At 61.4% G+C, this 25,364-nt stretch carries 21 protein-coding genes; 3 read left to right on the forward strand and 18 right to left on the reverse strand.

From position 1 onward, the window contains the following. A complete protein-coding gene (locus ACI2KS_RS04470; protein ID WP_404617596.1) occupies positions 1-351 on the reverse strand; it encodes a glutaredoxin family protein in 351 nt (116 codons plus the stop codon). A gap of 5 nt (positions 352-356) precedes the next feature. After that, positions 357-1,358 carry a nucleoid-associated protein YejK gene (yejK, locus tag ACI2KS_RS04475; protein ID WP_404617598.1) on the reverse strand — a complete coding sequence of 334 codons (1,002 nt, stop codon included), beginning with the start codon at positions 1,356-1,358 and terminating at the stop codon, positions 357-359. A gap of 352 nt (positions 1,359-1,710) precedes the next feature. Here yejK and ACI2KS_RS04480 point away from each other — a divergent pair, with 352 nt between their 5' ends. Further along, positions 1,711-1,992 carry an HU family DNA-binding protein gene (locus ACI2KS_RS04480; protein WP_007905514.1) on the forward strand — a complete coding sequence of 94 codons (282 nt, stop codon included), beginning with the start codon at positions 1,711-1,713 and terminating at the stop codon, positions 1,990-1,992. A 219-nt stretch (positions 1,993-2,211) separates the two neighbouring features. Here ACI2KS_RS04480 and rlmF read toward each other — a convergent pair whose 3' ends face one another. From rlmF to ACI2KS_RS04505, 5 genes are all read right to left on the reverse strand, one after another. Next, positions 2,212-3,252, reverse strand: coding sequence for a 23S rRNA (adenine(1618)-N(6))-methyltransferase RlmF (gene rlmF, locus ACI2KS_RS04485; protein WP_404617600.1), 1,041 nt, complete (start codon positions 3,250-3,252; stop codon positions 2,212-2,214). 170 nt (positions 3,253-3,422) lie between these two features. Then, positions 3,423-6,269, reverse strand: a complete 2,847-nt coding sequence (locus ACI2KS_RS04490; protein ID WP_404617602.1) for a valine--tRNA ligase — start codon at positions 6,267-6,269, stop codon at positions 3,423-3,425. A gap of 359 nt (positions 6,270-6,628) precedes the next feature. Next, a complete protein-coding gene (locus ACI2KS_RS04495) occupies positions 6,629-7,081 on the reverse strand; it encodes a DNA polymerase III subunit chi (RefSeq protein WP_404617604.1) in 453 nt (150 codons plus the stop codon). Between the two features lie 7 nt (positions 7,082-7,088). Continuing rightward, positions 7,089-7,517 carry a DNA polymerase III subunit chi gene (locus ACI2KS_RS04500; protein ID WP_404617606.1) on the reverse strand — a complete coding sequence of 143 codons (429 nt, stop codon included), beginning with the start codon at positions 7,515-7,517 and terminating at the stop codon, positions 7,089-7,091. Positions 7,518-7,575: 58 nt separating this feature from the next. Then, entirely contained in the window at positions 7,576-9,066 is a 1,491-nt protein-coding gene (locus ACI2KS_RS04505; RefSeq protein WP_404617608.1) for a leucyl aminopeptidase, read from the reverse strand. 306 nt (positions 9,067-9,372) lie between these two features. On the opposite strand from ACI2KS_RS04505, the gene lptF reads away from it, so the two are divergent. Together lptF and lptG are read left to right on the forward strand one after the other, a co-directional pair. Continuing rightward, complete coding sequence (gene lptF, locus ACI2KS_RS04510) at positions 9,373-10,491, forward strand: LPS export ABC transporter permease LptF (protein WP_404617610.1); 1,119 nt, start codon at positions 9,373-9,375, stop codon at positions 10,489-10,491. Beyond that, on the forward strand, positions 10,484-11,545 hold the full coding sequence (gene lptG, locus ACI2KS_RS04515; RefSeq protein WP_404617612.1) for an LPS export ABC transporter permease LptG: 1,062 nt from the start codon (positions 10,484-10,486) through the stop codon (positions 11,543-11,545). The genes lptF and lptG overlap by 8 nt, the downstream gene beginning before the upstream one ends. A gap of 28 nt (positions 11,546-11,573) precedes the next feature. On the opposite strand, the gene ACI2KS_RS04520 is transcribed toward lptG, so the two are convergent. The 11 genes from ACI2KS_RS04520 to ACI2KS_RS04570 form a co-directional block, all read right to left on the reverse strand. Further along, positions 11,574-12,110, reverse strand: a complete 537-nt coding sequence (locus tag ACI2KS_RS04520; protein WP_404617614.1) for an RDD family protein — start codon at positions 12,108-12,110, stop codon at positions 11,574-11,576. Between the two features lie 96 nt (positions 12,111-12,206). Next, positions 12,207-12,419, reverse strand: coding sequence for a cold-shock protein (locus ACI2KS_RS04525; protein ID WP_007977299.1), 213 nt, complete (start codon positions 12,417-12,419; stop codon positions 12,207-12,209). A gap of 394 nt (positions 12,420-12,813) precedes the next feature. Then, on the reverse strand, positions 12,814-13,935 hold the full coding sequence (gcvT, locus tag ACI2KS_RS04530) for a glycine cleavage system aminomethyltransferase GcvT (protein WP_404617616.1): 1,122 nt from the start codon (positions 13,933-13,935) through the stop codon (positions 12,814-12,816). A gap of 69 nt (positions 13,936-14,004) precedes the next feature. Further along, positions 14,005-15,381, reverse strand: coding sequence for an L-serine ammonia-lyase (locus ACI2KS_RS04535; protein WP_404617618.1), 1,377 nt, complete (start codon positions 15,379-15,381; stop codon positions 14,005-14,007). Between the two features lie 183 nt (positions 15,382-15,564). Continuing rightward, positions 15,565-18,423, reverse strand: coding sequence for an aminomethyl-transferring glycine dehydrogenase (gcvP, locus tag ACI2KS_RS04540; RefSeq protein WP_404617620.1), 2,859 nt, complete (start codon positions 18,421-18,423; stop codon positions 15,565-15,567). A 10-nt stretch (positions 18,424-18,433) separates the two neighbouring features. Next, positions 18,434-18,817 carry a glycine cleavage system protein GcvH gene (gcvH, locus tag ACI2KS_RS04545; RefSeq protein ID WP_404617622.1) on the reverse strand — a complete coding sequence of 128 codons (384 nt, stop codon included), beginning with the start codon at positions 18,815-18,817 and terminating at the stop codon, positions 18,434-18,436. A gap of 446 nt (positions 18,818-19,263) precedes the next feature. Then, positions 19,264-20,772 (reverse strand): sigma-54-dependent transcriptional regulator, encoded by a 1,509-nt coding sequence (locus ACI2KS_RS04550; RefSeq protein WP_404617624.1) that lies wholly within the window; start codon positions 20,770-20,772, stop codon positions 19,264-19,266. Between the two features lie 183 nt (positions 20,773-20,955). Then, positions 20,956-21,309, reverse strand: coding sequence for a DUF5064 family protein (locus ACI2KS_RS04555; RefSeq protein ID WP_404617626.1), 354 nt, complete (start codon positions 21,307-21,309; stop codon positions 20,956-20,958). A 60-nt stretch (positions 21,310-21,369) separates the two neighbouring features. Then, complete coding sequence (locus tag ACI2KS_RS04560) at positions 21,370-21,795, reverse strand: YbaN family protein (protein WP_404617628.1); 426 nt, start codon at positions 21,793-21,795, stop codon at positions 21,370-21,372. Between the two features lie 93 nt (positions 21,796-21,888). Then, positions 21,889-22,488 (reverse strand): biliverdin-producing heme oxygenase, encoded by a 600-nt coding sequence (locus tag ACI2KS_RS04565; protein ID WP_404617630.1) that lies wholly within the window; start codon positions 22,486-22,488, stop codon positions 21,889-21,891. 186 nt (positions 22,489-22,674) lie between these two features. Further along, positions 22,675-25,263, reverse strand: a complete 2,589-nt coding sequence (locus ACI2KS_RS04570) for a TonB-dependent receptor (protein ID WP_404617632.1) — start codon at positions 25,261-25,263, stop codon at positions 22,675-22,677. Positions 25,264-25,364: the final 101 nt, after the last annotated feature.

Genomic DNA, 25,364 nt, shown 5'->3' on the forward strand with positions numbered 1-25,364 from the left:
TTACTTCAGCGCTGCCAGAATCTCATCCGGTGAAAACCCTCTGATCAGCGTGCCGTTGACGTCGATCAGAGGAATGCCGCGTCCGCCCAGTGCTTCGTAGGCCTTGCGACCTGCGGCGGACTTCTCGATGTCGAACTCGGTGTAGGGAATGCCCTTGCTGTCGAGGAAGCGGCGGGTCTGTTTGCAGTAGCCGCACCAGTCGGTGGCGTACAGCGTGACCTGCGCCTGCGCCTGTGCCTGGGTCGACACGGCCTGGGACGGATTGACGAAGTGTTCGATCTTGCCCCAGTTCTGATAGACCACCACCACCAGCATGATCAACAGGAACTTCTTCAGAGTGCGCCCGAGCATGGCTGTCAGCGCCGCTTCAACTGATCGGTAAGCTGCGTCGGCAGGCCCTTGATGATCAGGGTGCCTTTCTCTTCGTCGTATTCGATCTTGTCGCCCAAAAGGTGTGCTTCGAAGCTGATCGACAGGCCTTCGGCGCGGCCGGTGAAGCGGCGAAACTGATTGAGGGTGCGCTTATCGGCCGGAATCTCCGGCGACAGCCCGTAGTCCTTGTTGCGAATGTGCTCGTAGAAGGCGCGCGGGCGATCTTCGTCGATCAAGCCGGACAACTCTTCCAGGGCAATGGGTTCACCCATCTTGCTCTGGCTGCTGGCGTAGTCGACCAGTGCCTTGGTCTTCTCGCGGGTCGACTCTTCGGGCAGGTCTTCGCTTTCGACGAAGTCGCTGAAGGCCTTGAGCAGGGTACGGGTCTCGCCGGGACCGTCTACGCCTTCCTGGCAGCCGATGAAGTCACGGAAGTACTCGGAGACCTTCTTGCCGTTCTTGCCCTTGATGAAGGAGATGTACTGGCGGGAGGCTTTGTTGTTCTGCCACTCGGAGATGTTGATGCGCGCGGCCAGGTGCAGCTGGCCCAGATCCAGATGGCGAGAAGGCGTGACATCCAGCGCTTCGTTCACCGCCACACCCTCGCTGTGGTGCAGCAGCGCGATGGCCAGGTATTCGGTCATGCCCTGCTGGTAATGGGCGAACAGTACGTGGCCACCGACTGAAAGATTGGACTCCTCCATCAGCTTTTGCAGGTGCTCGACCGCCACGCGGCTGAAGGTCGTGAAATCCGTGCCTTCATCCACGTACTCCTTCAGCCAGCCACTGAATGGATGGGCACCGGACTCGGCGTGGAAAAACCCCCATGCCTTGCCCTGTTTGGCGTTATAGCTCTCGTTGAGGTCGGCCAGCATGTTCTCGATGGCCTGGGACTCCGCGAGTTCGGAATCTCGAGCGTGGAGGACTGCGGGCGTACCGTCGGGTTTCTTGTCGATCAGGTGGACGATGGCATGACGGATCGGCATTGATTTCTCGGCTGCTGAAGTGGAACTGAACGGGGGCAGGCTCGCCCGTGCGAAAGTCGCCAAGTGTACCGCAGACCGGCTGCGGGACGCGCTGGACGGGCTGAAAACGCTGCCTGGCGCCCATTTATATGACTTTTTTACCCTTGCGGCGTGATAAAGCTGACCAAATGGGTAGCAAGGTGCGGATATTTGCTTGGCTCTGTGCTAGTTTTGCCCGGTCTTGCGCACTGAAGCGCGCCAAGCATGCAGTTTGTGGGCGTTCGGCCGAACCAAAGGCCGATTTGAGTATCTACATTTCGCGTCTGTACACACTCTGCAAACCATATGAATTTGATAGGGAAGGAACACCACCATGGCTCTGACTAAAGACCAATTGATCGCCGATATCGCAGAAGCTATCGACGCGCCTAAAACCACCGCGCGCAACGCTCTCGACCAATTGGGCCAAATCGTTGCTGACCAACTGGAAAATGGCGGCGAAATCACCCTGCCAGGCATTGGCAAGCTGAAAGTGACCGAGCGTCCTGCCCGTACTGGCCGTAACCCTTCGACTGGCGCTGCCATCGAAATCGCTGCCAAGAAAGTGATCAAGCTGGTTGTGGCCAAAGGCCTGACCGACGCTGTCAACAAGTAAGCGAAAACGCTGCTTGTAGATAAAACCGTGTGGCGGAGTGATCCGGACACGGTTTTTTTGTGGGCGGGATTTGACGCTTGCCCCGGCCAGCCGGCCTGCAACGCCCACGCAGCGTATCTGGCATCCGGCGAGTAGCGGTTTTGCTGCCGCTGCGCGCCAGATCGCCTGCACGCCGGCTCCTACGGCCTTCGGCCAGAATCGAGCGCAGTACGGTGCGCTTCAGCTTCGCGGTTGCCCCCAGCGCTCAGCCCGCCAGGCTTGTTGCTGTGCCTTGTCCTGAAACGTCCAGGCGACGAAACGGCTTTGCTTCTGCCCCTGAGACATCTCCACGACGCGGCTTTGGACCGCACCGATCTTCTTCAGCGTGCTCTGGATCAGCGGCAGGTTGGAGGCCTTGGAGACCAGCGTGCTGAACCACAGCACCTGGGTCTGCACCTTCACGCTCTCGTTGATCAATTGCCCCACGAAACGCGCCTCACCCCCTTCGCACCACAGCTCCGCAGCCTGACCGCCGAAGTTCAGCACCGGCAGTTTGCGCTTGGGATCGGCCTTGCCCAGTGCCCGCCATTTACGCTGGCTGCCTCGCAGGGCCTCTTCGGCTGAAGCGTGGAAGGGAGGGTTGCACAGGCTGATGTCGAAGCGTTCTTCGGCTTGCAGCAGGTCGAGCAGGATGTGCTTGCGGTTGTCTTGTTGGCGCAGGCTGATGGCCTTGCCCAGGTTGTTGGCCTTGACGATGGTCGCGGCCGAGGCCAGGGCAATCGGGTCGATGTCCGAGCCCACGAAGCGCCAGCCGTACTCACCCTGGCCGATCAGTGGATAGATGCAGTTGGCGCCCGTCCCGATATCCAGCGCCTGAACCGCCGCGCCGCGAGGGATCACTCCGTCGTTGTGTTCAGCCAGCAGGTCAGCCAGAAAATGCAGATAATCGGCACGCCCCGGGATGGGCGGGCACAGATAGTCTGCGGGAATATCCCAATGGGCAATGCCGTAGAAAGACTTGAGCAGCGCGCGGTTGAACACCCGCACGGCAGCCGGATTGGCGAAGTCGATGCTTTCCTTGCCATACGGGTTGATGATCACGAACTTGCCCAGCTCCGGGCTGCCTTTGATCAACCGTGGGAAGTCGTAGTGGCCCTGATGGCGGTTGCGCGGATGCAGGCTGGCCTTCTCGCGAGGCTCGGCAGGTTTGGCCTGTTGAGCAGGTTTGGCTTTTTTGCGTGGGGGATTGCGTGGAGGGTTGCGGGAGTCGGCGCTGGTCATCGGTGATGCATCTCGTGAAAGCACAACCCCTGTAGGAGTGAGCTTGCTCGCGATAACCGTGTATGAGTAAGGGTTAGGTTACTCATATACCGATATCGCGAGCAAGCTCACTCCTACAGGGGGCATGGTCGTCAACCGGCCTGCGATTCAGGCCGGCTGATTTGATCAGATTACAAACTGGCAATCCGTGCGTGTTGCTCGGCCAGCTTGCCCAGGGCCTGCTCGGCTTCGGCCATCTTCGCGCGTTCCTTGGCGATGACTTCCGGCGGCGCCTTGTCGACGAACGCGGCGTTGGACAGCTTGCCGCCCACCCGTTGCACTTCGCCTTGCAGGCGCTGGATTTCCTTGTCCAGACGCGCCAGTTCGGCGTCCTTGTCGATCAGGCCGGCCATGGGTACCAGCACTTCCATTTCGCCGACCAGGGCGGTGGCGGACAGCGGTGCTTCGGCGCCTGCGGCCAGAACGGTGAACGATTCGAGCTTGGCCAGCTTCTTGAGCAGGTGCTCGTTCTCGTCCAGGCGGCGCTGATCTTCGGCGCTGACGTTCTTGAGGAACAGCTGCAGCGGTTTGCCCGGGCCGATGTTCATTTCGCCACGAATGTTGCGCACGCCCAGCATCAGGCTCTTGAGCCACTCGATATCGCCTTCGGCGGCGGCATCGATACGCGACTCGTTGGCCACCGGCCACGGTTGCAGCATGATGGTCTTGCCTTCGATACCGGCCAGCGGCGCCAGGCGCTGCCAGATTTCCTCGGTGATGAACGGCATGAACGGGTGAGCCAGGCGCAGCGCCACTTCCAGCACGCGAACCAGCGTGCGGCGAGTGCCGCGCTGGCGCTCGATCGGCGCGTTTTCATCCCACAGCACCGGCTTGGAAAGCTCCAGGTACCAGTCGCAGTACTGGTTCCAGATGAACTCGTACAGCACTTGTGCCGCGAGGTCGAAACGGAACTGATCCAGCTGGCGGGTGACTTCGGCTTCGGTACGCTGCAGCTGCGAGATGATCCAGCGATCCGGCAGCGACAGTTCGACCGCTTCGCCGTTCTGGCCGCAATCCTCGCCCTTGTCCAGCACGTAGCGCGCGGCGTTCCAGATCTTGTTGCAGAAGTTGCGATAGCCTTCGACGCGGCCCATGTCGAACTTGATGTCACGACCGGTGGAGGCCAGCGAGCAGAAGGTGAAACGCAGGGCGTCGGTGCCGTAGCTGGCGATGCCCTCGGCGAATTCATCGCGGGTCTGCTTCTCGATCTTCTTCGCAAGCTTGGGCTGCATCATGCCCGAGGTGCGTTTTTGCACCAGTGCCTCGAGTTCGATGCCGTCGATGATGTCCAGCGGGTCAAGGACGTTGCCCTTGGACTTGGACATCTTCTGACCCTGGCCGTCGCGCACCAGACCGTGCACATAAACGGTCTTGAACGGCACCTGCGCGGTGCCGTCTTCGTTCTTCACCAGGTGCATGGTGAGCATGATCATCCGGGCAACCCAGAAGAAAATGATGTCGAAGCCGGTCACCAGCACGTCGGTGGGGTGGAAGGTCTTGAGGAAATCGGTCTGCTCCGGCCAGCCCAGGGTGGAGAAGGTCCACAGCCCCGAACTGAACCAGGTGTCGAGCACGTCGTTGTCCTGCTGCAGCACAACCTCAGGCCCCAGGTTGTGCTTGGCACGGACTTCGGCTTCGTCGCGGCCGACATAGACCTTGCCGGACTCGTCGTACCAGGCCGGGATACGGTGGCCCCACCACAGCTGACGGCTGATGCACCAGTCCTGAATGTCGCGCATCCAGGAGAAGTACATGTTCTCGTACTGCTTGGGCACGAACGCGATACGGCCGTCTTCGACAGCGGCAATGGCAGGTTCGGCCAACGGTTTGGTGGACACGTACCACTGATCGGTCAGCCACGGCTCGATGACGGTGCCGGAACGGTCGCCTTTGGGCACCTTGAGGGCGTGGTCGTCGACGCTGACCAACAGGCCCGCGGCGTCGAACGCGGCAACGATCTGCTTGCGCGCCTCGAAGCGGTCCAGGCCTGCGTATGCGGCCGGGAGGCTGCCATCGACCGACTCGTTCAGGGTGCCGTCGAGATTGAACACTTGAGCGACCGGCAGAACGGCGGCGTTCTTGTCGAAAATGTTCAGCAGCGGCAGGTTGTGGCGCTTGCCGACTTCATAGTCGTTGAAGTCGTGGGCCGGAGTGATCTTCACGCAACCAGTGCCGAACTCGGGATCGCAGTAGTCGTCGGCGATGATCGGGATGCGTCGGCCCACCAGCGGCAGCTCGACGAACTTGCCGATCAGCGCCTGGTAGCGCTCGTCGGTCGGGTTTACCGCGACGGCGGCGTCGCCGAGCATGGTTTCCGGGCGGGTGGTGGCGACGACCAGGTAATCCAGGCCTTCAGCGGTCTTGGCGCCATCGGCCAATGGATAGCGCAGGTTCCACAGGTTGCCTTTTTCGTCGTGGTTTTCCACTTCGAGATCGGAAATGGCGGTGTGCAGCTTGGTGTCCCAGTTGACCAGGCGCTTGCCGCGATAGATCAGGCCGTCTTCATGCAGGCGCACGAAGGCTTCCTTGACCGCTTCGGACAGGCCGTCGTCCATGGTGAAGCGCTCGCGGCTCCAGTCGACGGACGAGCCCAGGCGACGAATCTGACGGCTGATGTTGCCGCCGGACTGGTCTTTCCATTCCCAGACTTTTTCGAGGAATTTTTCGCGACCCAGGTCATGGCGGCTCTGGCCCAGCGCTTCGAGCTGACGCTCGACCAGCATCTGGGTGGCGATGCCCGCATGGTCGGTGCCCGGCTGCCACAGGGTGTTGCGACCCTGCATGCGACGGAAACGGATCAGGGCGTCCATGATCGCGTTATTGAAACCATGGCCCATGTGCAGGCTGCCGGTGACGTTCGGCGGCGGAATCATGATGGTGTACGAGTCGCCCGCGCCTTGCGGAGCGAAGTAGTTTTCGGACTCCCAGGTCTGATACCAGGAAGTTTCGATGGCGTGCGGCTGGTAGGTCTTGTCCATGCGAGGCGGGAACCTGATCTGCTTTAAGTCGAAAAGCCGACGAGTATAGCTTTTCAGGGCAGGTGCAAGCTACAAGCGGTGACTGGCGGGGTATGAGCGGTGTGCGCTCGGCCTGAAGAGTTGATCCATATCGCTTTTGATTCTGCGCGAATGGCGGGGAGCAAGCTGCTCGCGATCTGCTGCTCAGCGGCAGTCACTCCTGGGCACTCGGTACGCCTGGCACCATTGAGTCGTCTGACACCACTGCGGTGCCCGGCAGATCGCTGGCAAACCGAGCTCCCGCGCCCTCCGGGCAGAAGCTGCGTTTACGTCGCCAAGCCGGGCGCGCACTCGGGCACAAGCGGCGTTTACGCCGAGGCTCAGTTGTCGTACTGCGCCAACAACCTTTCCATCCGGGCCTCCAGCCGACGCTTGATTTCGTTCTCGATGTGCGGGGCGAAGTCGTCGATCACGTCCTGCATGATCAATCGCGCCGCAGCACGCAGTTCGTTGTCCAGGTGCAGCAGGTCGTCGGGATTGGGCGTGCTGTTGTGCGGCTCGGGTTCGGGTGCGGCTGTCGGCGGTGTTGGTGGCGTGAGGGCTGCAACAGGCTCAGGGATGAGTACGGGAATGTCATCGGCGTGGACGTGCTGGTCGTCGTCGGCAATGACCTGGCCGCTGACCACATCGAACAGCAGGGGGATCTGGCCTTCGTCGGCGACCGTGTCGGTCAGCAGCGGCGGTTGCGGGGAATGTTCGCCGAGCAGTTGGCGGATCGACTCGAGGTCGTCCAGCAGGTGCGCGGAGTCTTTCAGGTTTTTTGAATTATCCATCGTGTGCTCAAAGACGCTGCAGCCGGTGATCCTGCAGAGGATAGCCCTGTTCACGGTAGAAGCGGAAACTCTCTCGCGCTGCTAGCCGGATGGCCGGATCTTCCACCACGATCTCGGCAATGCGAGCGAAGCGTTTGAAGAATTCGGGGATGCGCAGGTCGAGATTGACCAGCAGATCCTGATGTTGTCCCGGGTCGGTGCCGATGCCCAGTACCACCGGGGCGTCGTGATCGTCCTCTGCCGGACCATGTGGCACGAAGGTTTCGCCCTTGAAGCGCCACAGACGGGCGTCCAGCTCGGCACGCTGTTGGGCATCGCTGCAATGCAGGTAGACCCGGTGCCCGAGGCGCCAGGCCTTGTCCGTGAGTTTGCAGGCGAAATCCAGCCGCGCGAGTGGGTCGGCGCTGGGCAGGATGTAGAAGTCGACTTGGGTCATGGTAATTCCAGAACGTACGTGCCGGCCCCTGCGACGGGGCACGGCACGTTCTGCGGCGTTACACGCCAGCGCGGTCGAGCAGGTATTGAGTCAGCAGTGGCACCGGACGGCCAGTGGCGCCCTTGTCCTTGCCGCCGCTCAGCCATGCCGTGCCGGCGATGTCCAGGTGCGCCCACTCGTAAGCCTTGGTGAAGCGCGAGAGGAAGCAGGCCGCGGTGATGGTGCCGCCTTTCGGGCCGCCGATATTGGCGATGTCGGCGAACGGGCTGTCCAGTTGCTCCTGGTACTCGTCGAACAACGGCAGCTGCCAGGCGCGGTCATCGGCGCGTTTGCCGGCATCGAGCACCTGGTCGATCAGCGTGTCGCTGTTGCCCAGCAGGCCCGAAGTGTGGCCGCCAAGGGCGACGACACAGGCGCCGGTCAGGGTGGCGATGTCGATCACCGCCTGCGGCTTGAAGCGTTCGGCGTAGGTCAGGGCATCGCACAGCACCAGTCGGCCTTCGGCGTCGGTGTTGAGGATTTCGACAGTCTGGCCGCTCATGGTCTTGACGATATCGCCCGGACGGGTCGCGTTGCCGCTCGGCATGTTTTCGGCAGCGGCCACGATGCACACCAGGTTGATCGGCAGTTGCAGTTGCAGGACCGCATGCAGGGTGCCGAACACGCTGGCGGCGCCGCACATGTCGAACTTCATCTCATCCATGCCGGCGCCCGGCTTGAGGCTGATGCCGCCGGTGTCGAAGGTGATGCCCTTGCCGACCAGCACGAACGGCTTGTCGCCTTTCTTGCCGTTGGCGTACTGCATCACGATCAGGCGCGGTGGCTGGGCACTGCCCTGGCCGACGGCCAGAAACGAGCCCATGCCCAGTTCGGCGATTTTTTTCTCGTCGAACACTTCTACCTTCAGGCCTTTGTTGGCTTTGCCCAATGCCTTGGCTTGCTCGCCCAGGTAGACCGGGTGGCAGATGTTCGGCGGCATGTTGCCCAGGTCGCGCGTCACTGCCATGCCGGCGGCGATCGCCTGTGCATGCCTGGCGGCGCGTTCGACTTCGGCGACGCTGGCCTTGGCCGTCAGCAGGGTGACTTTTTTCAACGCGCGTGGATCGGCCTTCTGGCTCTTGAAGCGATCGAACACGTACTCGCCGTCTGCGAGGGTTTCGACCAGCAGGCGGTTCTTGCCGTAGACGTCGCGGTTCTTGACGTTGACCTGATCCAAGGCGAAGGCCGCATCAGTGCCGCCCAGGCTTTTCAGGGTGTTGAGCGCGCCAGTGACGATTTTGCGGAATTGGCGATCGGTCAGTTCAGGTTCCTTGCCCGTGCCCACCAGCAGTACGCGGTCGGCCTTGAGGTTGGGCAGGCTGTGCAGCAACAGGCTCTGGCCGGTTTTGCCCGACAGATCGCCGCGCTTGAGCACGGCGCTGATCGCACCACCGCTCAGGGTGTCGACATTTTTAGCAGCATCGCTCAGCGTGCGGCCTTCACCAACGGCAACCACCAGGGTGGCGGTCTTCAAGGTTTCTGCACTGACGCTTTTAACAACCAATTCCATGTCGGGGTCCCCGAATAAACTGTGGGTAATCGCAAATGAGTTCGCGGCTCGGCGCAGGTCGAGGTGTCTCGCATCGCCCTGCCAGCGGCAAGGCCCGCAGTTTGACCCTGCGAGCCGATAGATGACAACCCCGTCGGAACGCTCGTACTTGCATTGGTTGGAGAAGTATCCGGCACGCGCAGTGACAGACACACCCAATCACAGGATAATGCCGCATATTTTTTTGGTGGGTCGCCGTCGCGAGCACCATGGCTGACCCATTTCCTTGTCAGGCTGCCTGAGCGTGACAACCCTGGAGTGTCTGGTTTGATTGTCTTCCGTTACCTGTCCCGAGAAGTGCTGGTTACCTTGAGCGCTGTCAGCGCCGTGTTGTTGGTAATCATCATGAGTGGCCGTTTCATCAAATACCTGGCCCAGGCTGCATCCGGTGCGCTCGACCCGGGCGTGCTGTTTCTGATCATGGGCTTTCGTCTGCCCGGTTTTCTGCAACTGATTCTGCCGCTGGGTCTGTTTCTCGGGATTCTCCTGGCTTACGGGCGGCTGTACCTGGAAAGCGAAATGACCGTCCTGGCGGCCACCGGCATGAGCCAGCAGCGTCTGCTGTGGATGACCATGGCGCCCGCTGCCCTGATTTCCCTGCTGGTCGCCTGGCTGAGCTTCAGTCTTGCACCGCAAGGCGCTACCCAGTTCCAGCTGCTGCTCAACAAGCAGGATGCAATGACCGAGTTCGACACCCTGGTGCCCGGTCGTTTCCAGACGCTGCGCGATGGCAGTCGCGTGACCTACACCGAAACCCTGTCCGATGACCGGGTCAATCTCGGCGGCGCGTTCATTTCCGAGAAGAAGCTCGGCGAGAAGAAGGACCACGGCATCACCGTCCTGGTCGGGGAGAAGGGGCGCCAGGAAATCCGTCCAGACGGCAGTCGTTACCTGATTCTGGAAAACGGCTATCGCTATGACGGCAATCCCGGGCAGGCCGACTACCGCGTCATCAAGTACGACACCTATGGGGCATTGCTGCCCAAGCCCGACATCAGCGACGAGATCACCGACCGCGATGCCATCTCCACCAGTGAGTTGCTCCACGGTGAGCCATCGTTGCGTAACTCGGCCGAGCTGCAATGGCGTCTGTCGTTGCCGATCCTGGTGTTCATCGTGACATTGATGGCCGTGCCGCTGGCGCGGGTCAATCCACGTCAAGGGCGCTTCCTCAAGCTGCTGCCGGCGATCCTGCTGTACATGGCTTACCTCACCATCCTGATTGCGGCACGCAGCGCGCTGGAAAAAGGCAAGACGCCGCCAGTGCTGGGTCTGTGGTGGGTGCATGGCATATTCCTGCTGACCGGTCTGGGTCTGGTGTACTGGGAGGCTTTGCGTCTGAAGATCGCGAGTCGCCGCAGCGCGTCGGAGGTGGCTCATGGTTAAGCTCGATCGATACATCGGCAAGAGCGTGCTCTTCGCCATCCTCGGTGTCCTTGGCGTGATTCTGGGCCTGGCCTCGCTGTTTGCATTCATTGATGAAATGGGTGAAATCAGCGACACCTATACGCTGATGGATGCGCTCAGCTTTGTCGTGATGACGGCGCCACGCCGCCTCTACGACATGCTGCCGATGGCGGCATTGATTGGCTGTCTGATTGGCCTGGGGGCACTGGCCAGCAGCAGTGAGCTGACGATCATGCGGGCCGCCGGGGTTTCCCTGGGACGGATCGTCTGGGCGGTCATGAAACCCATGTTGCTGTTGATGATTGCCGGTCTGCTGATTGGTGAGTACGTCGCGCCGGTCACCGAGGCTCAAGCCCAGGCGGCTCGTTCGCTGGCGCAGGGTTCCGGCGACGCGCAAAGCTCCAGGCACGGGCTGTGGCATCGTCAGGGTCAAGAGTTCATCCACATCAACGCCGTGCAGCCCGATGGCTTGCTCTACGGTGTAACGCGCTATCGCTTCGATGATCAGCGGCACATGCTCAGTGCCAGTTTCGCCAAACAGGCGAACTTCAAGACCGACTACTGGATGCTCAAGGATGTGACGACCACGCTGTTTCACGATGGCCGGACCGAAGTGGTCACCGCCCCGGAGGAGCGCTGGAACGTCGCCTTGAGCCCTCAACTGTTGAGTACGGTGGTGCTGCCGCCCGAGTCGTTGTCGATGACCGGGCTGTATAGCTACTCGCGGTACCTGGCCGATCAGGGCCTGAACAACGGCCGCTACTGGCTGGCGTTCTACACCAAGATCCTGCAGCCGCTGGTGACGGTGGCGCTGGTGTTGATGGCGATCTCGTTCATCTTCGGCCCGCTGCGTTCGGTAACCTTGGGGCAGCGCGTGTTCACCGGCGTCCTGGTAGGTTTTACCTTCCGTATCGCCCAGGACCTGCTGGGCCCGTCGAGCCTGGTGTTCGGGTTCTCGCCGCTGTTCGCGGTGCTGGTGCCGGCCGGTGTTTGCGCGCTGGCGGGTGTCTGGTTGCTGCGCCGAGCGGGTTGATCGCTGCTGCGTTGTAAAAAAGCCGACCTCAGGGTCGGCTTTTTTGTGGCTGATCGCTCGCAGACGGTCCTGAAACGGACTTTTTCTGCCGGGGAATGTGCACCAACCGGGTCTCGGAGTACATGTCATGCCAGCTGCGTTTGTGTTTGTCGAACAAGCTCCAGAAGAACCCAAGACCCATGCACAGCCAGGAGGCGATCGCCACGACAAAGCGCAGCAGCGCTTGCCACAGGCTGATGCCGGAGCCGTCGGCGTTTTGCACACGGATGCCCCAGACTTGCATCCCCAGGGTCTGCCCGGAGTGGGTCCAGAACTTGGCGAAGAAGGCAAACAGCGCGAACAGCAGCAGGGTCGAGAGCAGAGGGTCGCCGTCCAGCGCGCCGGACTCTGACAACTGGCGCAGCTTCACTTGCCCGACGACCCCCATCCAGACCAACTTGTAGATGAACGTCGTCACCATCAGCAGTGCGACGCACAACAGGGCGTCGTAAAAAATGGCAGCCAGGCGCCGGCCCAGACCTGCAGCGGGGAAGTCCCCTTGGGGGCGAAGCAAGTGTTTGGGCATGGGGCAGCGCTCTTCACCGCAAAGCAGGCAGTTTACGCAATCGCAGGCATAAAAAAGCCCCTGACGTTGCCATCAGGGGCTTTTGTGCTTCAGCGATCAGGCTTCGGCTTGTACTTCGTCAGCCTGCATGCCTTTCTGGCCCTGCACGGCGATGAAAGTGACCTTCTGGCCTTCTTTCAGGCTTTTGAAGCCGTTGCCCTGAATAGCGCGGAAGTGGACGAACAGATCCGGACCGCTCTCTGGAGTGATAAAACCAAAACCTTTCTCGTCGTTAAACCACTTAACGGTACCGCTCTGACGTTGGGACATTTTCTTATTCCTTGGAGCATAAATTAATGACAGTCCCTTTCGCACGAAAGAGTACTGGGCTGGTTGCAGGAAGAAGAAACGTAGAGCGGGATGTAGCATTGCTTTTGGCGCTACTGCCCAGGTCACGATCCCAGCGACCCATGCAAACACAGTCGAGAAACTCTACGCTAACTCTCGCAGAAAAAACAAGCCCCGGATATGCCCGGTTTCAGGGGGTTTGGCCGGCTTTTTGAAAACTTTAACCAAGTCCGATCAATCGATAGTTTTTGCTGTAAAGGCTGATCTGGAAGTGCAATTTTCTGACAGTTTGATTGCTGTTTGGGAGCGGCGCCAGACTGCGGCATTCGCACAGTTTCATGCACTGTTGCGGTGCCGCAGTTTTTTGACGGTGTGATTAACCGCGGAAGTAACGTGGTGCAACGAAAGGCATTTTGCTGACCAGCATCGGGACTTTCTTACCACGGACGATGGCCCATACCGGCGTTTCGAGCGCGGTGAATGCAGCGTCCAGGTAGCCCATGGCCAGCGGCCCGCCCAGCGTTGGACCAAAACCGCCGCTGCAGATCATGCCGATTACAGTGCCGTCGGCGTCGACGATTTCTGCGCCTTCCCGGACCGGGGTACGCTCCTGCGGCAACAGGCCCACGCGTTTGCGCGCCGCACCGCTTTGGTGCTGGGCGAAGATGTGTTCGGCGCCGGGGAAACCTCCCGCGCGTGCACCGTCGGCACGGCGGACCTTGGAGATGGCCCACAGCAGGCTGGCCTGAATCGGTGTGGTTTGGGTGTTCATGTCGTGGCCGTAGAGACACAAGCCTGCTTCCAGGCGCAGCGAGTCACGGGCGCCCAGGCCGATGGGCGCAACTTGCGGCTCGGCCAGCAGGCGACGGGCCAGGGACTCTGCCTGATCGGCCGGGACGGAAATTTCGTAACCATCTTCACCGGTGTAGCCCGAGCGGCTGACATAGCAGTCGATGCCATCGATGTTGCAGGAGGTGTACTGCATGAAGGTCATCTTCGCCACATCCGGCGCCAGGCGCGCAAGCGCGGTTACCGCTTGTGGGCCTTGAAGGGCGAGCAGGGCGCGCTCATCGAACAGCGGTTTGATGCCGCACTGATCGCCGATGTGTTTTTGCAGGTGGGCCAGATCTTCGTTCTTGCAGGCCGCGTTCACCACCAGCATCAACTGATCGTTACCCAGGTTGGCGACCATCAGGTCGTCGAGGATGCCGCCGCTTTCGTTGGTGAACATGGCGTAACGCTGCATGCCCACGGGCAGGTCGATGATGTCTACTGGCACCAGGGTTTCCAGGGCCTTTGCGGCATTTGCGCCGCTGAGCAGGATCTGGCCCATGTGCGAGACATCAAACAGACCGGCTTGCTCGCGGGTGTGCAAATGCTCCTTCATCACCCCGGCCGGGTATTGCACCGGCATGTCGTAGCCGGCGAATTCGACCATCTTGGCGCCCAGTTCACGGTGCAGGGCGTTGAGCGGGGTTTTCAGCAGTTCTGTGGACATGGATGACTCCTTCAAGACTTTTGCGGGTTCCTGCCCGTCGGGCATGAAACACCACGAAATGGGCTGGTATCAGCACTCGATAATGTTCACGGCCAGCCCGCCACGGGCTGTTTCCTTGTATTTGCTTTTCATGTCGGCGCCGGTCTGGCGCATGGTGCGGATCACCTTATCCAGCGAGACAAAATGCTGACCGTCACCGCGCAGGGCCATACGCACAGCGTTGATCGCTTTGACCGAACCCATCGCGTTGCGCTCGATGCAGGGCACCTGAACCAGGCCGCCAATCGGATCGCAAGTCAGGCCCAGATTGTGTTCCATGCCGATTTCAGCGGCGTTTTCCACTTGCTGTACGTTACCGCCCAAGACTTCGCAGAGCGCACCGGCAGCCATGGAGCAGGCCACGCCGACCTCACCCTGGCAACCGACCTCTGCGCCGGAGATCGAGGCATTTTCCTTGTACAGAATGCCGATCGCAGCAGCAGTCAGCAGGAAGCGCACCACGTCATCTTCGTTGGCACCGGTGATAAAGCGCATGTAGTAATGCAACACCGCCGGGATGATCCCCGCCGCGCCATTGGTGGGCGCGGTGACCACACGACCGCCGTTGGCGTTTTCTTCATTGACCGCCAGCGCATACAGATTGACCCAGTCCAGCACGGACAGGGCATCACGCAGTGCTGCTTCCGGGTTCTTGCACAGCTGGCGATGCAGCGCCGCCGCACGCCGCTTGACCTTAAGGCCGCCGGGCAGGATGCCTTCGTTTCGGCACCCGGCTTCAACGCAATCCTGCATCACTTGCCAGATATTCAGCAGGCCCAGGCGGGTATCTGCCTCAGGCCGCCAGGCGGCTTCGTTGGCCAGCATGATCTGGCTGATGGACAACCCGGTGCTCGCGCAGTGGGCCAGCAGTTCCTTGCCGGTCTTGAACGGGTAGGGCAGTGGGGTGCTGTCTTCCACGATGCGATCTGCACCGGCGGCGTCTTCATCGACCACGAACCCGCCGCCCACCGAGTAGTACTCGCGGCTGCGAATCTGCAGCCCAGCCGCATCGAAGGCTCGGAAGATCATGCCGTTGGGATGGTAGGGCAGGGGTTTGCGGATCATCGCCAGGTGCTGCTTCTCGACGAAATCGATGGCGTGTTCGCCCAACAGGTTCAGCCGCCCGCTGCTGCGGATGCGTTGCAGGCGCTCGGCCACCTGTTCGGTGTCGACGGTATCCGGGTGCTCGCCTTCCAAGCCCAGCAGCACAGCCTTGTCACTGCCGTGGCCCTTGCCGGTGGCGCCGAGCGAGCCGTATAGCTCGACTTTCACGCAGGTGGTGGTTTCAAGCAATTGGTCACGACGCAGACCTTCGGCGAAGCGCGCTGCGGCTCGCATCGGGCCTACGGTGTGGGAGCTGGAGGGACCAATGCCGATCTTGAACAGGTCAAACACGCTCAGGGACATGATTGGGCTCCGAGTCATTCTTTTTATGGCGGTGGGCACGATCCCTGTAGGAGCCGGCTTGCTGGCGAATGCGACAGGACAGACAGCATAAAGGGGTCTGGACGGACGCATTCGCCAGCAAGCCGGCTCCTACAAGACGTGATCGCTCCCATGCAAGGGCATGGAAGCGCGCGAGGTGGCAGGTTAAGCGTAGTCTTCGATGGACGGGCAGGCGCAGATCAGGTTGCGGTCGCCGAACACGTTGTCGACGCGACCCACCGGTGGCCAGTACTTGCCTTCGATCAGCGAGGCAACCGGGTATACCGCTTGCTCGCGGCTGTACGGATGGCTCCACTGGCCCACCAGTTCGGCTGCGGTATGCGGCGCGTTTTTCAGTGGGTTGTCGTCTTTGTCCAGCGTGCCGCTTTCCACTGCGCGGATCTCTTGGCGAATGTGAATCATCGCGTCGCAGAAGCGGTCCAGTTCTTCTTTGGATTCGCTCTCGGTCGGCTCGATCATCAGCGTGCCCGCCACCGGGAACGACATGGTCGGGGCGTGGAAACCGAAATCGATCAGGCGCTTGGCCACGTCATCGACGCTGATACCGCTGGTTTCCTTGAGTGGGCGCAAATCAAGGATGCATTCATGCGCCACCAGACCACTGCTGCCGGTGTACAGCACCGGGTAATGCTCTTCCAGGCGACGGGAAATGTAGTTGGCATTGAGGATCGCCAGCTGCGAAGCACGCTTGAGGCCTTCGCCACCCATCATGCGGATGTACATCCAGGTAATCGGCAGAATGCTCGCGCTGCCGAAAGGCGCCGCGCAGACTGCGCCTTCCTTGCGCTCCATCTTGCCGTGACCCGGCAGAAACGGTGCCAGGTGCGACTTCACGCCGATCGGGCCGACGCCCGGGCCGCCACCGCCGTGGGGAATGCAGAAGGTCTTGTGCAGGTTCAGGTGGGACACGTCGCCGCCGAACTTGCCTGGAGCGCAGAGGCCGACCATGGCGTTCATGTTGGCGCCGTCGATGTACACCTGGCCGCCGTTGTCGTGAACGATTCCGCAGATTTCGCGGATGCCTTCCTCGAACACACCGTGGGTGGACGGGTAGGTGATCATCAGCGCGGCGAGGTGTTCGCGGTGCTCGATGGCCTTGGCACGCAGGTCTTCGATGTCGACGTTGCCACGCGCGTCGCAGGCGGTCACGACTACCCGCATGCCGGCCATGTTAGCGGTCGCCGGATTGGTGCCGTGGGCCGACGACGGGATCAGGCAGATATCGCGACGGTCATCGCCGCGGCTCTGGTGGTAGGCACGAATCGCCAGCAGGCCGGCATACTCGCCCTGGGAGCCAGCGTTTGGCTGCAGGGAGATCGCGTCGTAACCGGTGGCGGCACACAGCATCGCTTCCAGTTCGTCGGTCAGTTGCTGGTAGCCGGCGCTTTGCTCGGCCGGGGCGAACGGGTGCAGGTTGCCGAACTCGGCCCAGGTCACCGGGATCATTTCGCTGGCCGCGTTGAGCTTCATGGTGCACGAGCCCAGCGGAATCATGGTGCGGTCCAGCGCCAGGTCCTTGTCGGCCAGGCGACGCAGGTAGCGCATCAGCTCGGTTTCGGAGTGGTAACGGTTGAACACCGGGTGGCTGAGAATCGGCGACTGACGCTTCAGTTCCGCTGGCAGGCGTGCCTCGACGCTGCTCGCCAGTGCAGCGAACTCAGGCAAGGCCTGACCCTCGGCGGCGAACAGCTTCCAGAGCACTTCGATGTCGGCTTGCTGGGTGGTTTCGTCCAGCGACAGGCCCAGGTGTTGGGCGTCCACTTCGCGCAGGTTGACCCGCGCAGCGCGTGCCTTGGCATGCAGCTCGGCCGTGCGCGCGCCGGTGTTCAGGGTGATGCTGTCGAAGAAGAACGCCTGCTCGGCATCCAGGCCCAGCTGGCTCAGGCCGTTGGCGAGGATCGCGGTCAGGTGATGCACGCGGTTGGCGATGCGCGTCAGGCCGCGCGGGCCGTGGTACACGGCGTACATGCTGGCGATGTTGGCCAGCAGCACCTGCGCGGTGCAGATGTTACTGGTGGCCTTTTCGCGGCGAATATGTTGTTCGCGGGTCTGCATGGCCAGACGCAGGGCAGTCTTGCCGAAGCGGTCGATGGACACGCCCACCAGTCGCCCTGGCATGTCGCGCTTGTAGGCGTCTTTGGTGGAGAAATAAGCAGCGTGCGGGCCGCCGAAACCCAGGGGTACACCGAAGCGTTGCGCGCTGCCGATGGCCACATCGGCGCCGAATTCGCCCGGAGGGGTCAGCAGGGTCAGTGCCAGCAGGTCTGCTGCGACGGCGACCAGTGCGTTGGCGGCGTGGAAGCGCTCGACCAGTTCGCGGTAGTCGAAAACGTCACCATTGCTGGCCGGGTATTGCAGCAGGGCACCGAAGAACTCGCTGACATCGCTCAACTGAGTTTCATCAGCCACGACCACCTCGATACCCAGCGGCTCGGCACGGGTGCGCAGCACGTCGAGGGTCTGTGGGTGGCAATGGGCCGAGGCGAAAAACTTGTGGCTGCCTTTGTTCTTGCTCAGGCGTTTGCAGAAAGTCATGGCTTCGGCAGCGGCGGTGGCTTCATCGAGCAGCGAGGCGTTGGCGATCGGCAGGCCGGTCAGGTCGCTGATCAGGGTCTGGAAGTTGAGCAGCGACTCCAGGCGGCCTTGGGAAATCTCCGGCTGATACGGGGTGTAAGCGGTGTACCAGGCCGGGTTTTCCAGCAGGTTGCGCAGGATCGGCGCCGGCGTGTGGGTGTTGTAGTAACCCTGGCCGATGAAGGTCTTGAACAGTTGATTCTTGCTGGCAATGGCTTTGATGTCTGCCAGTGCGTCGGCTTCACTTTGCCCGGCGGACAGGCCCAGCACGCTGGTGCCCTTGATGGACTCAGGGATGACGCTGGCGCTCAGGGCCTCCAGCGAGTCGAAACCCAGGGTCGCGAGCATGGCCTGTTCGTCGTCGGCGCGTGGGCCGATGTGACGGGCGATGAACTCGTTGGCGGTGCTCAATTCGATGCGATCAGTCATTTCGCGTTCCTCAGGCTTCGGCGTTGGCTTTGATCAGACGGTCGTAAGCGTCCTGATCCAGCAGTTGGCCGACAGCGGCGGCGTCGGAAGGGATAAAACGGAAGAACCAGCCCTGGCCGATCGGGTCTTCGTTGACCAGTTCGGGATTGGCGTCCAGCGCCGGGTTGATTTCGACCACTTGACCATCGAGCGGCATGTACACACCGCTGGCGGCTTTCACCGATTCAACAGTAGCTGCTTCGGCGCCCTTGTCGTAGGCCTGCAGCTCTGGCAGTTGCACGAAAACCACGTCACCCAGTGCTTCCTGTGCGAAAGCGGTGATACCGACTGTGACGCTGCCGTCTGTTTCGGCACGCAGCCACTCGTGGTCTTCGGTAAAACGCAACTCGGTCATGGAAACTCCCCAGAATGAACAATCGCTCGTCGTTGGCGCGAGCATGATCAGAACGTCATAGCAAGTTTGCGGCCAACACCATGCAAGGCCCGTTATTCAAGGCTTTCAGCGATTCTGGGGATTTTCGCAGCGAGCGGGCTGTAGCGAAATCGATACAGATGGACGAGGTTTGAAAACCGCTGTGGGATCAAGGCCTTGTAGACAGGGGATTCGATGGCTGTGGAATGATATCGATACGCTGTTTCGAAATCGTTCCAGGCGCGTTTGATTCTCGGTCGAGCCCATGGGAGCGAGGCTTGCCCGCGATCGGCCGGGAACCGGTCGTACATAGTGCCTACCCGATGTTTCAGGATTAACCGGGATGCAGGATTTACTACCGCTGCGCGGCAGATCGCTGGCAAGCCGAGCTCCCACGCCTGCGGCAGAAGCCGTTCCTGTCCGCTGCCTCAGGTTTTTCCAGAGATCCCGTACTTGCGCAATCGATGGGCAATCGCTGTGTGTGAGGTTTGCAAGCGCGCGGCCAGTTGTCGGGTCGAGGGGTAGTGGCTGTAGAGTTTTTCCAGCAGCGATTTCTCGAAATCCTCGACCGCGGCTTCCAGGCTGTCGATTTCCCCATCGCTTTGCCGCGCCACCGAGGTGCCGGCGATGTCCAGGTCACCAATGTCCACCAGCGAGCTTTCGCAGATCGCCGCTGCGCGGAAAATCACGTTCTGCAGCTGCCGGACGTTACCCGGCCAGCGGTTACCGAGTAGCGCAGGGTAGGTGCCGGGTGCGAGACGGCACACCGGGCGCTGGATCTGGGTGCAGGCCTGCTCCATGAAATAGCGCGCGAGCATCAGGATATCCTGCCCGCGTTCGCGCAGCGGCGGGACTTCCAGATTGAGCACGTTCAGGCGATAGAACAGGTCTTCACGAAAGGTGCCTTCGGCGACCATTTTTTCCAGATTGCGATGGGTCGCGCTGAGGATTCGGACGTTGACCTGGACTTCCTTGTCGCCACCGACCCGCCGAAAGCTGCCGTCATTGAGGAACCGCAGCAGTTTGGCCTGCAAGTAAGGGGACATCTCGCCGATTTCATCGAGAAACACCGTGCCCTTGTTTGCCAGCTCCATCAGGCCGGGTTTGCCGCCGCGCTGGGCGCCGGTGAAGGCCCCTGGGGCGTAACCGAACAGCTCGCTCTCGGCGAGGTTTTCCGGGAGTGCGGCGCAGTTGAGCGCCAGGAACGGCGCACCGTTGCGCGCGCTGACGGCATGACAGGCGCGCGCCACCAGCTCCTTGCCGGTACCGGTTTCGCCCTGGATCAGCAGCGGCGCATCCAGTGCCGCCACGCGCTGAGCACGGGCCTTGAGGGTGCGGATCGGGGCGGAGTCGCCGAGCAAGGCATCGAAGCCTTCGGCGTGGTCGTGGTGCAGGGCCGAAAGCCGTTCGCCGATGCGGCTGGGCAGGTACAGGGTCAGCAGCGCACCGGCATCGGTGATCGGCGTGGCATCGAGCAGCAGCGCCTCGCCGTTGAGCGTGACCTCGCGCAATGGCAGGCGAAAGCCGTTCTCCAGCAGCGCTGATTGCAGACCAGGGTCGGAAAACAATTCGCCGACAGATTCCCCGGCAGGTTCGCGACCGTACAACGCTACCAGCGCCGGGTTGGCCAGCAGGATGTCGCCAGCGCTGTCCAGGGCCAGCACCGGGTCGGTCATGGCGGCGAGCAGCGCGTCCAGTTGCAGATGGCGACGTTGACCGGGGAGGATATCGACCACCGTGATGGCTTCCACGCCGCGTACGCGAAACAATCGGTCCTTGAGTTCCTCCAGCACCTCATGACTGAGGGTGGGGGCGTCGATGTAGACGTTGGGCGGGACCATTTCCACCGCGTCGAGGTTCAGGTTCCGCCCGCCGAGAATCGCCAGGACTTCCTGGGTGATGCCGACGCGGTCGATGAATGTGACGTGGATGCGCATGGGAGGCGGAGGGCTTCGGGCGGGAGACCGGGGCGATTATGCCAGTAATCTCGCGTGCGTTCGCGGTGTTAGCCCCTGTAGGAGTGAGCTTGCTCGCGATTGCGTTGAAGCAGTCTTGGGTACGTTGACTGACAAAACACTATCGCGAGCAAGCTCACTCCTACAGGCTGTGTGTTCGAGTGATCACTGCAAATGCTCCGGTTTCACTGGATCACCGGACTTCATGTCGAGCTTTTCGCGAATGTCTTCGAACATGGCGTCGTACTGGCCGTGCATCGCGTGAAGATCGGTGCCTTTGGGCAGGCCGTGTTTTTCAGCGAGGCGCGAGGCCTTGCTGGCGAAGTTGTAGGCCATGTCCTTGGGCAGGTCGAACGCTTCGTTGAGTGTCTTGCCGTTGATCTGACCTTCCATGCTGAAGTGCATGCCCTGGCAGGCGTCGGCGGTCTGGCAGAGTTCGTAGCGAAGGTGGATGTCGTAGCCGACCTCGTCCGGCTGGACGGCGGTGCGGGTAATGTGCAGGTGGCCTGGCTCGAACATGAGACTGATCCCTCAACAAACGATGTCGGTAAGGAGCAGACCGTCGCCCGGGGCGGCGGTTCAGCGCTGGCCGGAAGACTCCGTGCATTCGCTGGCTTGCCTGCCAGGCTCAGGTCGCGACCAGATCCACAGATTGACCAACAGCATGCCGGCCACCGCGAAGTAGATCCACCAGTTGTGCTTGAGCACCACCAGCATCATCACCGCGCAGATCAGCATGGTCACGGTGGCGCTGATCTTGGCGCTGCGGGCAATCAGCTTGCCGTTGCGCCAGTTGCTCAGCATGGGCCCGAACAGGCGATGGTTTTCCAGCCAGGCGCTCAGGCGTGGCGAGCTTTTGGTCGCAGCCCAGGCGGCCAGGAGAATGAATTCGGTCGTGGGCAGCCCTGGAATGAATATCGCAATGATACCGATCGTCAGGCTTACATAGGCCAGGATGCCAAACAGGATGCGGGACAGTTTGCTGCCTTCAGGTGTGCTGGTCATGAGTCTCGGGATACGGCAGGGTGAAAATGCGTTGCAAGGTTGTGCCCGGCAATGGCGCCCAGCTTACCAGCGTGGGGCGCCAAGCGCGCTCTTTCAGGCAGGTTCGGCCGCTGCAGCCGACGTATAGGCATGTTGCAGGAGCACGTTGAAGCGCTCGAAGGCAGCCACGGCGCCGCGATCTGTCTGGCGTTCCTGTTCTTCGCTCAAAGGCAGCTCGTCGAGCAGACGAACAAATTGCTTCCAGCCGTCGGCGCGACCACCGGCGGGCTCACCGAGGTGGCGCGCGCCGAAGCTTTCAGTGAGGTTCAGGGCTGCAGCGCGCTTGATCAGGAAGGCGGCGCCCAGTTTCGAACCTTCGGATACGAACAGCCAGCCCAGCGCCTCGGCCAGCGCTACGTTGGCGACTGCGCCGGGCACAGGCGCAGGAACCGGCGCATCAAGGTCGTGCAGGTCGGCCTTGGCCTGTTCGGCGCGGCAACGCTGGGGGAGGTCGGCGATCAATGCAGTCAATCGGGGATCGCTGTACAGCGCTTTGAGTTCCTGCTGAAACAGGTATTGAGCGCTCAGAAAACGGCTGTAGCTGGCAAGGGTTTCGAAGGGGGCATGGGCCTTGACCGCCTTGTCCAGTTGCTCATGGGGCGCGTGGGTGATCTGGTTCAGGCGCTGGGAGCGACGAATCGAGTCTTGATGCATGGTGTCTTCCTTGTGAACGCTTGTAGACGAGACGAATGAGCGGCTGCAAAAACGTAAAACGCAAACCCGGCGATGTGCCCTTGTAGGAGCCGGCTTGCTGGCGAATGCGGCATGTCAGAGACGGATGTGCCGTCTGACCTATCGGGTTCGCCAGCACGCCGGCTCCTACAGAAGGCGCAGTGCCTGTCAGATGTCCCACACCAGATTGATCGCGAAGTTGCGACCCGGCTGGGTCAGGCGATCGAGATTGGCAGGCGCGGTCACGCCCGCTTCGCCAACGCCGTCATAACCGCGCACGTCATCCCACAACCAGTATTTCTTGTCGGCGAGGTTGTAGAGGCCGCCGCTGACGGTCACATCGTCGCTGACCTTGTAATAGCCGGTCAGGTCGAGCAAACCGAAGCCTGGGGTCTTGAACTGGGTGGAGGAGCCGTCAGGCGCGTGGAAGTTGGTGTCGTCTACGCGGGTCTTGCGTTTGACCAGGGTCCAGTTCAACAAGCCGCCATAGTTACCCTGGTCATACCCCAGGCCGAACACGCCGGTCAGCGGGTTGACGCTATTGATCGGCTGGCCGCTGTCGTCGTTACGACCATACAGATACGCCAGCGAACCCTGGGTGTAGAGGCCATGTGGCGCGCCGAAGCTGTCGAGGTTCAAGCGACCCTTGAGTTCGATGCCCTTGATCGTGGCGTGCCGGATGTTATTGGACTGGAACACCGCTTCGGTGGAAGTCGCCGGCTGGATCGCGTCTTCGTTGATGAAATCGCGGTACTTGTTATAGAACACCGCCACGTCGAACGAGCCCTCATCGAACCGTCCGCGCAGACCGGTCTCGTAGCTTTTGCTCTTCTCGGGCTCAAGATCGGGATTGGGCTCCACGACATAGCCGGTGTTGAGGTTCTCGAAGCGGCCATACAACGCCTTGGCGCTCGGCGTGCGGAAACCTTCTGCGTACTGGCCATACCAGGTGTAGGCGTCGTCGATGGCGTAGGTCACACCCAGCTTGGGCGACAGGCGATGCCATTTCTTCTGTTTGTCGTTGAACTGGTCGGCGCTGGTCAGGCTGACCGCGCGCAGAAATTCTTCGGTCACGTGCGGGTCGAGGGTGGTGTAGTCGTAACGTGCGCCCGGCATGAAGGTCCAGTCACCCCACTTGATCTGGTCCTGCGCGAACAGGGCGTAAGTGTTGATGGTCGGGTCAGGGAAGTCGCTTGTGGCGGCCAGGCTGTCGGAGGCACTCGGGCTCGGCGCGCCGACAGTGCGGCAGGTACCCAGAACCGCGGCGCAGGTCGCGGTGCCGCTGCGCTCACCGGTGACTTTCTGCTGCTTGAGGGTGGTGCCGTAGGTCAACAGATGTTCGGTGTCACCGATGCTGAACGCCTTGTCCAGCTGGGCATCGAAGATCCACTGGCGTTCCTTGTAATAGGTATCGCGGGTGCGCCAGACATCGCGGCTGCCAGGCACATAACGCTCAAGGGTGGTCTGGTCGGTCTTGGCGATCTGGTAGTTCAGGCTCCATTTGACGTTGTCGGCCAGCAGGCTATCGAGGGCGAAGGCCTTTTCCAGCCCGAAACGCTCGCGGGTGATGGTGTCGTTGCCTTCACGACCTTGATAAAAACCGAAGCCCCTGCCTCCGGTGAAAGGCCCGCCAACAGCGCTTTTCTGATCGGTGTCGGTATCGTCCTTGAATTTTTCGTAGGTCAAGGCCAGGCGATCGTTGTCGCCGTAGTTCCAGCCCAGCTTGGCCAATACGTTGGTGGTGCGAACATCCTCGGGGTTGGCGGCAGTTCGATTCAGGCCGGTGCCGCCGTGCTCGCCGTAGGATTCGGTTTCACGGCCGTTGCGCTGGCTGACATGCAGCAATGCGTCGACCTCACCCTGACGCCCGGCGACGGTCGCCGAGTTCAACCAGCTGTTGTCTGCCGAGCTGTAGCCCGTCTTCAAGCGTGCGCCGACATCGCTGCCCGGCTTGATGATGTCTTCAGGGTCCAGGGTGTAATAACTCACCGCCCCGCCAATGGCGCTGCTGCCATACAGGGCCGAGGCCGGGCCGCGGAGAATTTCGACGCGCTTGACGATCTCCGGGTCGACGTAATTGCGATGAGTGTTGGCGTAGGGGCCGGAGAAGTAATTGTCCGGCACTTCGACGCCATCGACCTGAGTCAGGATCCGGTCGCCGTCGATGCCGCGAATGTTGTAGCCGCTGGTGCCCGCGCGCTGACCGGCTCCGCCTACCGAAACGCCAGGCTCATAGCGCACCAGATCGCGAATGTCATTGACGTTCTGCCGATCCAGGTCGGACCGTTCATGCACAGTGACGGTACTGGGTACGGAATCGACAGACTGCGCCTGACGGGTCGCACTGACCGTCACCTGATCCAGCGCCAGGGCACCTGCGGCGCTGCGTTTTTCCAGCACCACGTTGTTGTTGCCCAGATTGCGGTAATTCAGGTTACTGCCGGTCAGCAGGCGCTCCAGCGCCTTATCCGCAGACATCGTGCCGTTGACACCCGGCGAGATGATGTTCTTCGCCAGATCCGAGGACATGCCCACCTGCCAGCCGGTGACGTTGCTGAACTCGTTCAGGGCCGATACCAAGGGTTGCTGGCTGATCGAGAACGGATAGTTGCCGGCAACACGCGCGGGCGCTTCGGCGGCTGCCGCAGGTGCGCTGTGCAGGCCTGCGGCGAAGAGCGCTACGGTGAGCAGCGAAAGGGCGTAGTGGCGGGTGGTTCTCGGCGAGTCGGAGGTGGCCGGGGTGAACGTGAACGGCATCGATAGCGCTCCCTGTCGTGCGGGTCGTTAAGTGTTAGCAAGTGTTTTATGAATAGGAATCACTTGCATTGGCTATAACGAGACGTACGACGAACGGTTAT

Origin of the sequence: Pseudomonas sp. NPDC087358 (assembly GCF_044900785.1) — a bacterium.
Classification (GTDB): domain Bacteria; phylum Pseudomonadota; class Gammaproteobacteria; order Pseudomonadales; family Pseudomonadaceae; genus Aquipseudomonas.

Bases quoted from the DNA above. Each gene is read 5' to 3' on its own strand.
- gcvT (WP_404617616.1), bottom strand. From the start codon at position 13,935: ATGTCCACAGAACTGCTGAAAACCCCGCTCAACGCCCTGCACCGTGAA.
- ACI2KS_RS04550 (WP_404617624.1), bottom strand. From the start codon at position 20,772: ATGCGCATCCACGTCACATTCATCGACCGCGTCGGCATCACCCAGGAA.
- lptG (WP_404617612.1), top strand. From the start codon at position 10,484: ATGGTTAAGCTCGATCGATACATCGGCAAGAGCGTGCTCTTCGCCATC.
- ACI2KS_RS04505 (WP_404617608.1), bottom strand. From the start codon at position 9,066: ATGGAATTGGTTGTTAAAAGCGTCAGTGCAGAAACCTTGAAGACCGCC.
- ACI2KS_RS04470 (WP_404617596.1), bottom strand. From the start codon at position 351: ATGCTCGGGCGCACTCTGAAGAAGTTCCTGTTGATCATGCTGGTGGTG.
- gcvP (WP_404617620.1), bottom strand. From the start codon at position 18,423: ATGACTGATCGCATCGAATTGAGCACCGCCAACGAGTTCATCGCCCGT.
- ACI2KS_RS04520 (WP_404617614.1), bottom strand. From the start codon at position 12,110: ATGCCCAAACACTTGCTTCGCCCCCAAGGGGACTTCCCCGCTGCAGGT.
- ACI2KS_RS04490 (WP_404617602.1), bottom strand. From the start codon at position 6,269: ATGGACAAGACCTACCAGCCGCACGCCATCGAAACTTCCTGGTATCAG.
- ACI2KS_RS04495 (WP_404617604.1), bottom strand. From the start codon at position 7,081: ATGGATAATTCAAAAAACCTGAAAGACTCCGCGCACCTGCTGGACGAC.
- ACI2KS_RS04525 (WP_007977299.1), bottom strand. From the start codon at position 12,419: ATGTCCCAACGTCAGAGCGGTACCGTTAAGTGGTTTAACGACGAGAAA.
- ACI2KS_RS04500 (WP_404617606.1), bottom strand. From the start codon at position 7,517: ATGACCCAAGTCGACTTCTACATCCTGCCCAGCGCCGACCCACTCGCG.
- ACI2KS_RS04570 (WP_404617632.1), bottom strand. From the start codon at position 25,263: ATGCCGTTCACGTTCACCCCGGCCACCTCCGACTCGCCGAGAACCACC.
- yejK (WP_404617598.1), bottom strand. From the start codon at position 1,358: ATGCCGATCCGTCATGCCATCGTCCACCTGATCGACAAGAAACCCGAC.
- gcvH (WP_404617622.1), bottom strand. From the start codon at position 18,817: ATGACCGAGTTGCGTTTTACCGAAGACCACGAGTGGCTGCGTGCCGAA.
- ACI2KS_RS04480 (WP_007905514.1), top strand. From the start codon at position 1,711: ATGGCTCTGACTAAAGACCAATTGATCGCCGATATCGCAGAAGCTATC.
- ACI2KS_RS04555 (WP_404617626.1), bottom strand. From the start codon at position 21,309: ATGTTCGAGCCAGGCCACCTGCACATTACCCGCACCGCCGTCCAGCCG.
- ACI2KS_RS04560 (WP_404617628.1), bottom strand. From the start codon at position 21,795: ATGACCAGCACACCTGAAGGCAGCAAACTGTCCCGCATCCTGTTTGGC.
- ACI2KS_RS04535 (WP_404617618.1), bottom strand. From the start codon at position 15,381: ATGTCCCTGAGCGTGTTTGACCTGTTCAAGATCGGCATTGGTCCCTCC.
- rlmF (WP_404617600.1), bottom strand. From the start codon at position 3,252: ATGACCAGCGCCGACTCCCGCAACCCTCCACGCAATCCCCCACGCAAA.
- ACI2KS_RS04565 (WP_404617630.1), bottom strand. From the start codon at position 22,488: ATGCATCAAGACTCGATTCGTCGCTCCCAGCGCCTGAACCAGATCACC.